Annotated in this window: 12 protein-coding genes; 6 read left to right on the forward strand and 6 right to left on the reverse strand. The window is 68.7% G+C overall.

The genetic code is table 11. From position 1 onward, the window contains the following. Nucleotides 1–82 precede the first annotated feature (82 nt). A complete protein-coding gene (locus FGD71_RS41255; RefSeq protein WP_119105707.1) occupies nt 83–1,807 on the reverse strand; it encodes an ABC transporter substrate-binding protein in 1,725 nt (574 codons plus the stop codon). A gap of 19 nt (nt 1,808–1,826) precedes the next feature. Next, on the reverse strand, nt 1,827–2,723 hold the full coding sequence (locus tag FGD71_RS41260; RefSeq protein ID WP_119105708.1) for a proline iminopeptidase-family hydrolase: 897 nt from the start codon (nt 2,721–2,723) through the stop codon (nt 1,827–1,829). 396 nt (nt 2,724–3,119) lie between these two features. Between FGD71_RS41260 and FGD71_RS41265 the strand changes: the two genes are divergently transcribed. Both FGD71_RS41265 and FGD71_RS41270 read left to right on the forward strand, forming a co-directional pair. After that, a complete protein-coding gene (locus FGD71_RS41265; RefSeq protein ID WP_240437027.1) occupies nt 3,120–3,920 on the forward strand; it encodes a FadR/GntR family transcriptional regulator in 801 nt (266 codons plus the stop codon). Nucleotides 3,921–4,060: 140 nt separating this feature from the next. Continuing rightward, entirely contained in the window at nt 4,061–4,549 is a 489-nt protein-coding gene (locus FGD71_RS41270; protein WP_119105709.1) for a DUF5709 domain-containing protein, read from the forward strand. A gap of 263 nt (nt 4,550–4,812) precedes the next feature. Here FGD71_RS41270 and trhA read toward each other — a convergent pair whose 3' ends face one another. Beyond that, entirely contained in the window at nt 4,813–5,472 is a 660-nt protein-coding gene (gene trhA, locus FGD71_RS41275; RefSeq protein ID WP_240437028.1) for a PAQR family membrane homeostasis protein TrhA, read from the reverse strand. A 238-nt stretch (nt 5,473–5,710) separates the two neighbouring features. Here trhA and FGD71_RS41280 point away from each other — a divergent pair, with 238 nt between their 5' ends. Further along, nucleotides 5,711–6,451 carry an HAD family hydrolase gene (locus tag FGD71_RS41280; RefSeq protein WP_119105711.1) on the forward strand — a complete coding sequence of 247 codons (741 nt, stop codon included), beginning with the start codon at nt 5,711–5,713 and terminating at the stop codon, nt 6,449–6,451. Next, nucleotides 6,448–8,793 carry a glycoside hydrolase family 65 protein gene (locus tag FGD71_RS41285; protein WP_119105712.1) on the forward strand — a complete coding sequence of 782 codons (2,346 nt, stop codon included), beginning with the start codon at nt 6,448–6,450 and terminating at the stop codon, nt 8,791–8,793. Before FGD71_RS41280 ends, FGD71_RS41285 begins: the two co-directional genes overlap by 4 nt. 227 nt (nt 8,794–9,020) lie before the next feature. Here FGD71_RS41285 and add read toward each other — a convergent pair whose 3' ends face one another. Together add and FGD71_RS41300 are read right to left on the reverse strand one after the other, a co-directional pair. Beyond that, nucleotides 9,021–10,100: an adenosine deaminase gene (gene add, locus FGD71_RS41295; protein WP_119105713.1), complete on the reverse strand. Its 1,080-nt coding sequence runs from the start codon at nt 10,098–10,100 to the stop codon at nt 9,021–9,023. A 6-nt stretch (nt 10,101–10,106) separates the two neighbouring features. Continuing rightward, on the reverse strand, nt 10,107–10,844 hold the full coding sequence (locus FGD71_RS41300) for a VOC family protein (protein WP_119105731.1): 738 nt from the start codon (nt 10,842–10,844) through the stop codon (nt 10,107–10,109). A 277-nt stretch (nt 10,845–11,121) separates the two neighbouring features. On the opposite strand from FGD71_RS41300, the gene FGD71_RS41305 reads away from it, so the two are divergent. Next, entirely contained in the window at nt 11,122–13,122 is a 2,001-nt protein-coding gene (locus FGD71_RS41305) for a DUF1996 domain-containing protein (protein ID WP_119105714.1), read from the forward strand. A 112-nt stretch (nt 13,123–13,234) separates the two neighbouring features. Here the strand turns inward: FGD71_RS41305 and FGD71_RS41310 are convergent, their stop codons facing one another. After that, nucleotides 13,235–13,681, reverse strand: a complete 447-nt coding sequence (locus FGD71_RS41310; RefSeq protein ID WP_119105715.1) for a hypothetical protein — start codon at nt 13,679–13,681, stop codon at nt 13,235–13,237. Nucleotides 13,682–13,770: 89 nt separating this feature from the next. On the opposite strand from FGD71_RS41310, the gene FGD71_RS41315 reads away from it, so the two are divergent. Next, nucleotides 13,771–14,460, forward strand: a complete 690-nt coding sequence (locus FGD71_RS41315; RefSeq protein ID WP_119105716.1) for a helix-turn-helix transcriptional regulator — start codon at nt 13,771–13,773, stop codon at nt 14,458–14,460. The last annotated feature ends 98 nt before the right edge of the window (nt 14,461–14,558 follow it).

Here is a 14,558-nt window from a genome sequence, read left to right on the forward strand (position 1 = left end):
TCGGCGGTGGCCGTCCGCCAGGGGCCCGGAGAGCGCCGGGCCTCGGCGGTGGTCGGCGGGTTCGGCAGTGCCACGACGCGGCTCACTTCACCCACAACTGTCCGACGAGCATGTAGAATTGCTTGCTGAACTGGTAGTTGCCGACGCGCTTCGACGTGAAGTCGATGATCTTCGGGTTGATCAGCGGGGCGACCGGGGACTGCTTCATGATGTCCTGGTCGATCGTGCCCCACTCCTGGTCGGCGCTCTTCTGGTCGCTCTGCCCGGTCTTCAGCGCCGCCTTCATCCGCGCGTCGATGCCCTTGTCGCAGAAGCCGGAGATGTTGATGCTCGAGTCGCTGCCGGGATGGAACGAGGCGCAGGACAGCAGCACGTTGAGGAAGTCCGAGGCCGCCGGATAGTCCTGGTACCAGGACGTCAGGGCGAGCTGCACCTTGTTCTTGGTGTTCTGGATGTAGGTGAACTGGATGTTCCCCGACAGCGGTTTGAGCGTCGCCTTGTAGCCGAGCTGGTTGAGCAGGCTCTGCAGATACTGGCCTATCGATTTGTTGACGTCGTCGTCGCTCACGACGATGCCGACCTTCTGCCCCGCCGTACCGGACTTCTTGACCAGCTCCTTGGCCTTGGCCAGGTCCGGGGCCGACCAGGTCTTGCCACCGCCCTTGGTGTACTGGCAGGAGTCGGCGTGTCCGGGGAAGCCGGGCGGCAGGATGGTGCACGCGGGAGACGCGAGGTTCTTGCCGCCGTACAGCCGGACGATGGCGTCCCGGTCGACCGCCCAGTTGATGGCCTGTCGCGCCATCTCGTTGTCGAACGGCGCCATGTTGACGTTCATCGTCAGATACCAGAACGCGGTCAGCGGGTTGACGTGCGCCTGGGAGGCGTACTTGGTGCCGATCTCGTTCAGGCGGTCCGCGGGCGGCGGGTCGTACATCCAGTCCGCCTCGCCGTTCTGGACGGCGGTCACCTCGGACTCGACGGTCTGGCCGAAGGAGTACTCGATCACATCGGGGTAGCCCTCGGGTTCGGCCTCCCGCGACCACTCCTTGAAGTGCGGGTTGCGGACCAGCTTCAGCTTCCGGTTCGGGTCGTACGAGGCCGCCATGTACGGGCCCGTCGTCGGCAGCGGCTTCGTGCCCGCGTCCTTGGCCGGCGAATCCTTCGGTACGACGCTGGCGTGCGGGACCGCCAGCTTGTACGGGAGCTCCGGGTCCGCGGCGGTCAGGTTGATGGTCACCGTACCGGCCGACGCGTCGCCGACGACGCCCTTGTCGAGCGTGCAGCCGGCGGGCTTCTTGATACAGGCGTCCGCTCCGACGATGCCGTTGTAGAAGGTGCCCGCGGTGGGGCTGGAGACCTTGAAGATGCGCTGGAAGGACGCCACCACGTCGTCGGTGGTCACGGGTTTCCCGTTGGAGAACTTGATGCCCTTGCGCAGCGTGAAGGTGTACGTCTTGCCGCCGTTGGTGACCTTGGGCATGGCCGTGGCCAGGTCCGGTACGACGGTGAACGACTGCTGGCCGCCCACCTTCTTGAATGCCAGCAGACCGTCGTACATCGACTGGTACAACTGCCAGTACTGGAGGGTGTAGTTCACCTGCGGGTCGAAGCTGCCGGCGGCCGCATGGGCGACCAACCGCAGGGTGCCGCCCTTGTGCTCCGGCTGGAAGGCGGATGATCCGGACCCGGAGGACGACGTGGTCGGGTTGGAGGCGGTGCCGTCGTCGGAGGACGAGCAGGCGGCGGCGGTGAGGGCGAGGACGGTGGTGGCGGCGACGAGTGCCGTCCGTCTGGTGCTGCGGGACATCCGAACTCCCGTGGGTGGATCAGTCGGTGGAGTCGAGGAACGCGCCGACGACCTGGAGGTAGAGCTCCTCCTCTTCGACGTGCGGCATGTGGCTGGAGTGCTCGAACATGTGCCAGCGCACATCGGGGATGTGGTCGGCGAAGGGCTTGAGGGTGGTGGGAGTAGCCTCGTCGTACCGGCCGGACACCAGCAGGGTCGGTACGTCGATCAGGTGCAGTCGGTCGATGACCGACCAGTCCTTGAGGGTTCCGACGACGTGGAACTCGTTCGGCCCGTTCATCGTGTGGTACACGGTGGGGTCGGCCGCGATGTTGTCCCAGGTGGCCTGGACCTCGGGCGGGGTCGGGACCACGCGGCAGACATGGCGCTCGTTGTAGATCTGTTCCGCGGCCCGGTATTCGGGGTGGTCGGTGGTCCCGGCCGCCTCATGAGCGAGCAGGGTCCGCTGGACCTCGGGCGGGAGAGCGGCCCGCAGTTCGGCCGCGCCCGACAACCAGAGCTCCATGGACGCGGGGGAGTTGGCGATGACCAGGCCACGCAGTCCGGCCGGACGGCGCACCGCGTGCTCGGCGGCGAGCATGCCGCCCCATGACTGGCCGAGGATGTGGTAGGCGTCAGAGATCCCCAACGCCTTGAGGAGATTGTCGAGTTCGTCGAGGAAGAGCTGGACGGTCCAGAAGTCGGCGCCCTTGCCGGGCAGATGGGTGGAGAGTCCGGTGCCGAGTTGGTCGTAGTGCACCACGGGGCGGCCCTGCTGGGCGATGCCCGCGATGCGGAGCGTGTAGTGGTGACCGGCGCCGGGTCCGCCGTGCAGGACGACCAGAGGTGTCCTGCCCGGCTCGCCCGTCGTCCGGTACCAGGTGGACCATCCGTTGAAGTCGACGGTTCCGGTGTGGTTCGGTTCGGGGATCGCCACTGGAGAGCCTCCCAGACCAGCCGGATCGAGCCAGTCCGTGTCTCGAATGAGGTGGGTGTGACGGATGGCTGACATACTGATTGGGTAAATGCTCAGTCCACAAGACCTTTTAGTGGTGCCGGGGCAGAAGTAACTGCGTTTTTACCTGTCAGGCACCCGTGACCCGACCCGAGCGAACCGATCGGCCCGTTCGACCGGTTCGACCGTTCGACCCGAGGAGGACAGCTGCCATCCGCACCTCAGCCACCCGAACCAGGAAAGCCGCCTGGACTGCCGGAGCCCGCCGAGCCCCTGGGACGCCCTGAGCGGCCCGCGCACCCACAGGGGGATGCCGCACCGGCGACCGGCTCGGAGCGTGCCAGCCCGGAAGGCGCGGGCTCGCAAGGCGCCGACGAGGTGGACGCCGGCCCGCAGGACGAGTTCTCCCGGATGCTCGACCGTGCCCTCCTCGGTGGCGCTCCCTCGCCGGAACTGCGACCGGTCCGCGTGGCATCGGCGGTCGACGAAGTCTCCGACCGGCTGCTCACCGCGATCGCCGTCGGAGACTTCCTGCCGGGCGAGCGGCTGCCGGTCGAACGCGAGCTCACCCAGCTGCTGCGGGTGAGCCGCCCCACCGTGCGCGAGGCCATCGGACGTCTCCAGGCGGTGGGCGTCATCGAGATCCGCCGCGGCCGCAACGGGGGAGCCTTCGTACGCGACAGCTGGACCGAGTCCTCCGGGGCGGCGGTCCGCCGCACGCTGCTGCCCCGATGGGAACAGTTTGAACAACTCTTCGATCTGCGAGGGCTGGTGGAGGGCATGGTGGCCGCGACGGCCGCCCGACGCCGACGGCCCGAGGACCTCGATCCGATGCGCGAGGCGCTGGCCGCCCACCTGTCCGCGCGGACACCGCGCGAGGAACAGGCCGCCGACAGCGCGTTCCACCGGAGCATCTGCGAGGCCACCCACAATCCGCAGATCGCCAGGCTCAGCCGGGACCTGCTGACCCGGATCAGCCTCGGCTTCCCGGTCGAACCGTGGGGCAAGGGCGAGCGCTCCCACTTCCACCGGGCCGGCGGGGACCACAAGGCCCTGTACGAGGCCATCGCGGCGGGTGAGCCCGAACGGGCCGAGGAGATCGCCCGGAATCACTTCACCATCAGCGCCGACATGATCCGCGACGTACTGGCCCGGGTACGGGCCGCGCATCCCTCCTGACCCGTCGCACGGGGTGAGCAAGGCCCACGGTCACGCGCCGTGCTCACCCGGTGCCATCCTCGTGCCCGTACGTGTGGCTTGCCTCAGCCTGGATACGTGGGCTGGACGGCACAGAAACCGTTCGGAAGGTCACGAACATCATGGGCAGTCAGAATCACGACGAAGTCATGGGTGACTACGTCTACCAGCCGGAGGGCCCGGAAGGGCGAGAGGACGAAGGCATCCTCGATCCGGAGGACACCCTCAACGATCGCGGGTCCGACCCGTACGAGGAAGGCTGGTCGCCGCCCGAACGTCCCCTCGGTGTGGAGCACGAGGGTACGACCGCGCGGGAGCGGCGGGAGGGCGAGAGCCTGGACCGGCGGCTGTCCGAGGAGCGGGCGGATCCGGCCCTGGAAGAACTCGACGACGGCGACGACGTGGGCGACCTCCGGGGCGGCGAGGGCGAGCCGCTGGACGACGAGGTGGGGAGGGACCGCGCGGGCCGCCTCGTCGCTCCGGACGAGGGAGTCCGCGAGGACGCCGAGAAGGACATGCTCGCCGAGGACGTGGGCATCGACGGGGGAGCGGCCTCCGCCGAGGAGGCGGCCGTTCACCGCATCCCGGACGAGCACGACGACGCTCTGTAGTCAGGAGCTGCCTCGGGCCGCTCATGCGCCAGCGCCGCCCACATCCCGGAGGTCTGCCATGGAGTCCGCCCTGCGCCCGACGCACGTGAAAAGCCCCGGCTGGACGGGGGAGACCAGCCGGGGCCGTATGCGGTGACTTGCAGCCACGTAAGGAAGAACGGCGCACCACTCGCGATCGTTCCCGGCCCATCCCGGAACCGTGTGTGAGCCGGACCACGTCCTGATCGTGCGCCGCCGCCGGGCACCGCGCCCGCGCCGGGGCGTCACAGCAGCCGGTAGGTGAGCAGACTGATCGCCACGTACTGGCAGATCCACGCGGCGATGGTGAAGGCGTGGAATATCTCATGGAACCCGAACCAGGCGGGGGAGGGATCGGGGCGCCGCAAGCCGTAGACGACCCCGCCCGCCGTATAGAGGATTCCGCCGGCCAGAGTCAGCACGAACACCGCCACACCCGCGTGCCGCACCAGAGGCCCGAAGGCGGGGGCCAGCGACCAGCCCAGCACGATGTACAGCGCCGTGTACAGAATCCGGGGCGCATAGGGCCACAGACAGCGGAAGAGGATCCCCACGCCCGCACCGATCCAGATCTCCCACAGCAGGACCGTACGAGTGGTCCCCGTCAGGCCCAGCACGACGATCGGCGTGTACGTTCCGGCGATCAGCAGGTACACGTTCGAATGATCGGCACGCCGCAGTGCCTCGTACACGCGTGGCGACCAGGCCCCGCGGTGGAAGACCCCGCTGGTAGCGAACAACAGCAGGCCACACACCGCGTAGACCGCGGCAGCGGCCCGAGCCTCACCCGCGGGCGCCAGGGAGACCAGGACGATGCCCGCGGCGAACACCAGGGGCGCCATGCCGGCGTGCAGCCAGCCACGCAGCCGGGGCTTGACCTCCTCGATCAGCTCAACTACCGACAATTCCCCAACCACCCCGACGCGTTCCGACCACCTGTTCCGCCGCGTCAGCCTACTTGGGCCCAGGGACGGGTTCCGCCGTGCCCGCACCGCGGGCATCGTCCGGCTCCCCCGGACGGATTCCGCCCGCCGATCACGGGTACCCCGTGCGGTGGACGTACGGAGCGGCCACAGTGATGATCAAGAGAACGACCTTGCGTGAGCCACCTCGTGCCGGTGCCTCACCGGGAAGGCTTCCTTCATGACAAAGAACGGTCTTCCGGACAACATCCGGGCCTGCCTGTTCGACCTGGACGGGGTCATCACCAAAACGGCCGTCGTCCACGCGGCAGCGTGGAAGGAGGCCTTCGACGCGTTCCTGCGCGAGCGGGAAGGGGAGGACTTCCGCCCGTTCGACGCGGCCGGGGACTACGAGGAGTACGTGGACGGAAAGCCGCGCGCCGACGGCGTACGATCCTTCCTCGCCTCCCGCGGCATCGAACTGCCCGAAGGACGGCCCGACGACCCCCCGGACAAGCCGACGGTCCGGGGACTGGGCAACCGCAAGAACGAGACCCTGCTGGAGAAGATCCGTACCGACGGTGTCGAGGCGTACGAGGACACCTTGCGCTACATCGACGGCGTACGGGCCGAGGGCATGCGCACCGCCGTGGTCTCCTCCAGCGCCAACTGCCGTGACGTGCTGCGCGCGATCGGCGCGGAATCCCTGTTCGACGTACGGATCGACGGCGTGGTCGCCGCCGAGCGGCGGCTGCCGGGCAAACCCCGGCCCGACACGTTCCTCGCCGCGGCACGCGACCTCGGCGTCGAGCCCTCGGAGGCCGCCGTCTTCGAGGACGCGCTGGCCGGCATGGACGCGGGGCGCTCCGGTCACTTCGGCTACGTCGTGGGCGTGGACCGCGTCGGTCAGGCCGACGCCCTGCGCGCCCACGGCGCGGACCGGGTCGTCGAGGACCTCTCCGAGCTGGAGGTCGCGGAATGATCAGCCACGCGTCCTACGGAGTCGAACCGTGGTGCCTGCGCGAGAAGGAGCTGAAGCTCGACGTACTGCCCCAGAGCGAGTCGGTGTTCGCGCTGTCCAACGGCCATGTCGGCTGGCGCGGCAACCTCGACGAAGGCGAACCGCACGGTCTGCCGGGCTCCTACCTCAACGGCCTCCATGAGGTCCACCCGCTGCCCTACGCGGAGGCCGGCTACGGCTACCCGGAGTCCGGGCATACGGTCATCAACGTGACCAACGGCAAGATCATCCGCCTGTTGGTCGACGATGAGCCCTTCGACCTGCGCTATGGGCGGCTCGTCGCCCACGAGCGGGTCCTGGATCTGCGCACGGGCCTGCTGCGGCGCACCTGCGAGTGGACCTCTCCGGCCGGCCGCACGGTTCGGGTGCGCTCCACCCGGCTGGTGTCCTTCACCCAGCGGGCGGTGGCCGCCGTCGCCTTCGAGGTCGAGGCAGTCGACAGCCAGGTCCGTGTCGTGGTCCAGTCGGAGCTCGTCGCCAACGAGCAGCTGCCGACAGCGCCGAGGGATCCCCGGGCCGCCGCGGTGCTCGAGTCGCCGCTCGAAGCGGAAGAGCACTTCACCTCGGGCAATCGACTGCGGCTGGTGCATCGCACCCGGCGCAGCGGGCTGCGGATCGCCGCGGCCGCCGACCACAAGGTCAGCGGGCCGGACGAGACCCGGACGAGCAGCGAGTCCGGAGACGACATCGCCCGGGTGACGGTCACCTCCACGCTCGAACCCGGCCGAAAGCTGCGCCTGGAGAAGTTCGTGGCCTACGGCTGGTCGGGCACGCGGTCCCTGCCTGCCGTGAGCGATCAGGTGGACGCGGCGCTCGCCGCGGCCGACGACACCGGCTGGTCGGGGCTCGTGAACGAACAGCGGGCCTACATGGACTCGTTCTGGTCCCGCGCGGATGTCGAAGTCGACGGCGACGAAGAAGTCCAGCAGGCCGTCCGCTTCGCGCTCTTCCACGTCCTGCAGGCCGGTGCGCGGGCGGAACAGCGGGCGCTCCCGTCGAAGGGCCTGACCGGCTCCGGATACGACGGCCATGCCTTCTGGGACACGGAGATGTTCGTGCTGCCTCTGCTGACGTACACCTCGCCGGGCGCTGTGGCCGAGGCGCTGCGCTGGCGCCACTCGACCCTGCCCGCCGCGCGGGAGCGGGCGACCCAACTCGGCCTCCAGGGCGCGGCGTTCCCCTGGCGCACGATCGAGGGTTCCGAGGGCTCCGCATACTGGCCCGCCGGCACCGCCGCCTTCCACATCAACGCCGACATCGCCGATGCCGTCGTGCGCTACGTCTCGGCCACCGGCGACGAACAGTTCGCCCGCGACACCGCGGTCGAACTGCTGGTGGAGACGGCCCGGCTGTGGAGGTCGCTCGGCCACCACGACGTGCACGGAGCGTTCCACATCGACGGCGTGACCGGACCCGACGAGTACAGCGCGGTCGCCGACGACAACACGTACACCAACCTGATGGCGCGGAACAACCTGCTCGCGGCCGCCGACATCGTCGAGGGACATCCCGAGCAGGCCGTCGCGCTCGGCGTCGACGAAGAGGAGAGCGCGGCCTGGCGGGACGCCGCCGAGGCCGTGAACGTTCCGTACAACGACGATCTCGGCGTGCACGAGCAGCACGCCGGCTTCACCCGCCACCAGCATTGGGACTTCGCGGCCACACGGCCCGACCATTACCCGCTGATGCTGCACTTCCCGTACTTCGACCTCTACCGCAAGCAGGTGATCAAGCAGGCGGACCTGGTGCTCGCGATGTACACCTGCCCCGCGTTCTTCGACGAGGAGCACCTGGCACGCAACTTCGCCTACTACGAGCCGATCACCGTCCGCGACTCTTCCCTGTCGGCCTGCGTCCAGGCGGTCATCGCGGCCCGAGTCGGTCATCTGGACCTCGCCTACGACTACTTGGTGGAGACGGCGGTGTTGGACCTGGAAGACCTGGAGAACAACACCCGCGACGGGCTGCACATCGCTTCCCTCGCGGGGACGTGGCTGGCTCTCGTCGCCGGCTTCGGGGGCATGCGTCACAGCGAGGACACGCTCGCATTCACGCCCCGGCTGCCGGAGAGGCTCCGCCGGCTCGCCTTCAACGTGCAGATGCTGGGCCGATGCCTGCGGGTGGAGGTACACGCGACAGCGGTCACGTACACGCTGCTGGTCGGCCCCTCCCTGACGATCGGCCATTACGGCGAGTCGATCACTCTCACCCCCAAAGAGCCCCGCAGCCGGGAGATCCCGCCCGTCAAGCCTTACCCGGCACCTGACCAGCCACCTCACCGCAGGCCGAACGCCCACCACTGAGCGCGACGACACCGTCTTCGAGTTCGGCCCCATGGTCGAGCCGGGAGAAGGGAGACGAAGAAGTCCAGCTGCTCGCGGGAGGGAATCACCCAGTCGATCACGGGCGTGAAGCCCGCCTCGGAAAAGTTGTTCGCGAGCGTGCACAGATTGCGGTTACACAGCTCCACTTGCCGTGCTGCTTCGTCGGCAGGCTCGCCAAGTGGCGAGACGCGGTGCGCGCAATCGTGTCAGCGTGACTGCTGGTCGGCAGCGGTATTTCCCAGGGCGCGGTGCTCAGCGAACTGCCCACATGCCTCTTGGATCGGGGGTGTCGTTGCCTGGTCAGGGGAGCCCAGCCAGTCGCCGATGAGCGTGACCGCCTCCGCCACTGTGGCGCGTGGGGCGCCGGAGGATTCGACGGAGGTGCGGGCTATCGCGGCGATTTGGCGGTCGGTGAGGGCGAAGGCCGTGCGGGCTGTTTCGTACTCCTCCAGCAGGCCCGGCCCGAACAGGAGTGGGTCGTCGGCGTTGAGGGTGCACCGGACGCCGGCTTGCAGCAGAAGCGGGAGGGGGTGGGCGGACAGCGATCCCACGACGCCGAGGGCGACGTTGGAGGTGGGGCAGACGTCGAGGACCACGCCTTCCGCAGCCAGGCGGGCGACGAGAGCCGGGTCCTCAACCGCCCGTACGCCGTGGGCGATCCGTCGCGCGCCGAGCACGTCGAGCGCGGCGCGGACGCTGGCCGGACCGGCGAGTTCCCCTGCGTGCGGGGCGGAAATCAGCCCGGCATCACGGGCGATGGCGAATGCCTCGGCGAACGGCTCAGGGCCATATCGGGCCTCGTCCCCGGCCAGGCCGAAGGAGACCACCCCGTTGCCCGCCCGCCGGGCCGCGAGCTGGGCGGTCTCGACGGCCTGCGAAGGGTCCGCGTTACGCCGGGCGAACACCAGGACGCCGAAGCCGATGCCCAGCCGGGCAGCGGTTCGGCGGCCCTCGTCGATCACCACGTCCAGCAGGTCGAGCGCGGCGGCCGGATCGTCCTCGTAGGTCAGGGGGTTCACCTGCGGCTCGATCCATACCGCTCCGTCCGCGGCGGCGTCCTCGACCACTTCGCGCACCAGCCGCAGAAGGTTCTCCCGCGGGCCCTCGCGCACGAGCCGCGCAGCGAGGCCATACACGGGCATGAAGTCCTCGAACGACTTGAAGCCGCTTGGGTCCGGCGGTCGTTCGCCGCGCTCGCCCGCCAGTTCCGCGAGCGTGGCGGGGCGCATCGCGCCTTCGAGATGGAGATGGAGATGGGCCTTCGGCAGACGGGCCAGGCTTCGCATGGTGCCTCACTTCATCGAGGGGAGCCACTCCTGAAGTCCAGTCAGATGCCCGAGCTCCGACTCGACGCGCCGCCTGTCGTCAGGGGTGAGCTCCAGACCACGCAGATCGGCGAGCCAGGGATCAGCGGGCTCACCGAGGGCCGTGGCCAAGTCGACGAGGTGGCACAGGGCGATGGCCCGCTCGACCACCGATGAGTCCGCACCGTGCCTGCGAACCGCGGACTTGAGCGCACGGAAGGCATGCAGGTCATCGTTCTTGAACTCGCGCAGGATCCGGGCGTTGTCGAGCGCCTTGGCCAGGCCCGTCAGCTTCTTCGAGCCGCCATACTCCAGCTCGGCGGGCTCGTCGCGCTGGATGAATATGATCGAGTTCCCGGACGGATCGATCAGCGTGAACCGGGACGCACCGGTCCGGTAGCGGGTGATCCGCGGAAGGCCGGAAGCCAGCACCTTCCCATGGATCCGGCGCATCGCCGCGACGAATGCCGCGTGATACGGCGCCACGGCGTCGACCATGACCAGGCAGCTTCCGGACTTCTCCTGGGCCGGATCCAGGCCCGTGGGCGCCGGCCCGAAGTGCAGCTGGAATCCGCTCCACCGCAGCGCCAGATACACATACGGCTTGCTCTGTTTGTAAGTCGCCTCGAACCCCAGCGCCTCATAGAACTCGAGGGTTTCCTCCACCGACGCGCACGGCATCAACGGCACCGTCGTCTCGTTCGGCCGAACCGCGGGCTCACCCAAGCCGTTCACCTCCCAGGTCGCCCGGCGATCGTTGCACTCTTCGGCGAGAGCCGCATATGGATAGTTTCCAAGGGCTTGGTTTGCGCCACCAGACGTCGAGCCAAGGGAGGTTCGAAGAAATCCGTGGGGCGTTTGAACACACCGGGACTCTTCTCCGTATGGGGCAGGGGGATTGCCATGCCGAGCCCACATGAAGCGTAGGAGTACTCCGGTGAGACGCAACACGCGAAGACGCCCAACCGGCGCAAGGCGCGCGACCTTTGCGGCGGTCGCGCTGATGATCGGCGGAGGTGGACTGGCGGCGGTGAACGTGTACGCCACGGCCTCCGAGAGCGGCTCGGACCAGCCGTCGAGTCAGAACCCTGCGGATCAGGCTCTGGCGTCGGGAGCCGCCACGATCGACTGCCCGGACGTCGGCAGTCAACTGACGGCGGTGCCGGAGGGGGCGAGGGCAGAGGTCGACAAGGAACTCGCCCTCCTGGACAAGCAGATCGCCGAGGCCTACCAGCGACTGCAGAACACCGCTCAGGCCCAGCAGCAGGACAGCGGCTTCGCCGACAACGCGATCATGAATCCGCTGAAGGACAAGCGGACCGCCACGATCGAGCGGATCGCGATCGCCATCGGCCGTGTGGGAGACCGTCCGCAGGGACTCGATTCCCTCGCGGCCTGCACTTTGCGCGCTTCCGGCAACCAGGCCGGCGATGGGGGCAACGGCGGCCAGGAAGACGGCGGCCAAGACGACGGCGCCGACAACCAGGACGGTCAGGGCCAGGACCAGAACGAAGGCGGCGGCCAGGACCAGGGCGACCAGCAGGGCGGCAACGGCGGACAGGCCGGAAACGGGCCCGTGGCCGCCGACTTCGCCGACATCACCACCGTCAAGCCCAACGTGCAGAACCCGCCCCAGAAGGGCGACGCCTCCCGCGGCACCTTCAGTACCAGCTGTGGTGTGAATGCCAACGGATTGTTCAACTCCGACAACGTGATCGTGGCGCCGGGCGTCACCAATGGCGCGCACCACTTCCACGACTACATCGGCAACCAGGCCAACGACGCCTTCGCGAGCGACGAGGACCTGGCGAACGGTGCCACGACCTGTGAGGACCAGGGGGACAAGTCCTCGTACTTCTGGCCCGTGCTGCGCCTGCAGAACGGGGCCGAGGAGAAGGACGCCAAGTCGCCCGGCGGCGGTATCGAGGGCAATGCCGGTGAGATCGTCACGCCCAAGCAGGTCACCATGACGTTCGTCGGCAACCCGCGCGGCGAGGTCACGGCCATGCCCAGGCTGCTGAGGATCATCACCGGCGACGCCAAGGCGTTCGTCAACGGCACCGCCAACGCCAACGCCTCGTGGAGCTGCACCGGGTTCGAGGACCGGCAGCTGAAGGACAAGTACCCGATCTGCCCCAAGGGCAGTGACGTGGTCCGCACGTTCAAGTTCCAGAGCTGCTGGGACGGCCGGAACATCGACAGCGCCAATCACCGTACCCACGTGGCGTTCGCCGCTGCCGACGGCACGTGCGCGGGCGACTTCCGTGCCATCCCGCAGCTGGTGCAGCGCATCGTGTACGACGTCGACGCGCCGAGTCTGAAGGACGGCGGTCGAACGACGCCGCTGTTCGCGGTGGACGCGTTCCCCGAGCAGCTGCACAAGCCGGTCACGGACCACGGTGACTTCATCAACGTCTTCGACGAAGACCTCATGCGGGAGATGGTCGACTGCATCAACGGCGGCCGGAAGTGCGACTCCGGTGCCGATGCGGATGACGGCTCCGACTCCGGCTCCGGCTCGGGCGCCGGCGAGGAGCCGCAGGACAAGCCGACGGCGACTCCTGATGCCCCGTCGGGCGGAAACGGTGACGCGGACTCCGGCAACACCGGGGGCAAGGGCACCGACGAGACCAACGACGAGACCAGCGACGAGGGCAACGACAAGGACAAGGGCACCTCGGAGCCCTCCGCCGAACCGGCGGGCGACGACGCGTCCACCGGCGGTGGCGGCGCAGAGCCCAAGTCCGACGCGACGCCGTCGGCGGCCCAGAGCGATCCGGCGACGTCACCGGCGGGAGGCTCGGACAGCGGCAGCGGGGACGACCCTGAGCAGTCGTCGGCCGTGGGCGGAGGCGATCAATCCGCCGGTGCGCAGACCGAGCCGCAGGCGACCACCGGCGGGCTCGCCGACACCGGGACGCAGCTGTGGCCGGCCGGGGCCGGAGCGGTTCTCGTGCTCGCCGGCTTCGTACTCCTCCGCCGTATCAGGCGCAGCTCCATGTAACACCGCCCTCAGACGGCACATGCGTATCGATCGGACCGGACCGGCCTGTGCCGGTCCGGTCCGATCGCCCGTTGTCCGTCCGGGCGGGAACGGCAGATTCATACGGGTCAGCTCAGCTCTCCGTGCGGCTGCCGCTTCTGTCGTGGTAGCGCTGGGCAAGCCTGGCCAGAGCGACCGCGCCGAGCAGGAGCCCGAAGTCGCGCAGCGCGATGTCGTAGTAGTCGGGGATGCTCAACAGGTTGATGATGATGCCGGCGAGCCATCCGGCCACCAGCCAGCCCCCGAAGCGCGGGGCGAGCGCGACGGTGATGCCCGCCACGATCTCGATGACACCCACCGCGTACATGGCCGCCTGGGCGCTGCCCGGGACGACGTCGTTGATCCATGGCGCGAGGTAGGTGGGCCAGTCGACGAGCAGATTGGTGAATTTGTCCAGGCCGAACAGGATCGGCGCCACCGTGAATCCGGTGCGCAGGATGACGAATGCCTGGTAACCGGGGTCGGCGAGCGCGGCTCGCCTGCGGGCGGTGGACCTGCTGGTTGTGGTTGCGGACGACATGGCGTCTTCCTTCTATTGACAACTTTCACTATCAATAGAAGCTCGGTACGTCTCTTTAGTCAAGGCCTGTTGGTTTTACACTGGAGTGCGTGGATCAGCAGAAGGAAGCACTCACCGCCGACGTCTCCGCCATCGCCGCCCTGGAGGAGCCGACGCGCAGGCGGTTGTACGACCATGTCGTACGTCAGCCGGGGCCGGTCGGCCGTGACGAGGCGGCCGCGGCCCTCGGCCTGGCGCGGCAGACCGCGGCGTTCCATTTGGACCGTCTCGCCGACGCGTCGCTGCTCGACGTGGTCTATGAGCGGCGCAGCGGACGTACGGGGCCGGGTGCCGGCCGGCCGGCCAAGCTCTATCGACGCTCGACGAAGCAGGTCAGCGTCAGCCTGCCGGAGCGGCACTACGAACTGGCGGGACGGCTGCTGGCCCAGGCCGTGGACGAGTCCGCGACGACCGGCGAGCCGGTACGGACCGTCCTGCACCGCAAGGCCCATGAGCTCGGCAGACAGCTGGGCGGCCTCGGACACGGCCCCGGACACGGACACCCGACCGCGCTCGACCTGCTGAGGCGGTACGGATTCGAGCCGCGGGAAGACGGGGAGTCCATCGTGCTGGGCAACTGCCCCTTCCACGCGCTGGCGCGAGAGCACACGGAGACGGTGTGCGGCATGAACCTCCACCTGCTGAGCGGTGTCCTTCAGGGGCTCGCGGACGACGGGTTCGAAGCGCGCCTGTCGCCTGCCCCCGGCCGGTGCTGTGTCCGCCTGGACCCGGTTGCTTGATCCTCGAACGGGCGCCTGCGTCTGATCAAAGTGAGCTGAAAGGGCAGGACTTGGGAGCGAACAGACCCGAATAGGCCGTGCCATCCGGCTGACAGTCT

This window comes from Streptomyces sporangiiformans (genome assembly GCF_005768555.2).
In the GTDB taxonomy this organism is placed as follows: domain Bacteria; phylum Actinomycetota; class Actinomycetes; order Streptomycetales; family Streptomycetaceae; genus Streptomyces; species Streptomyces sporangiiformans.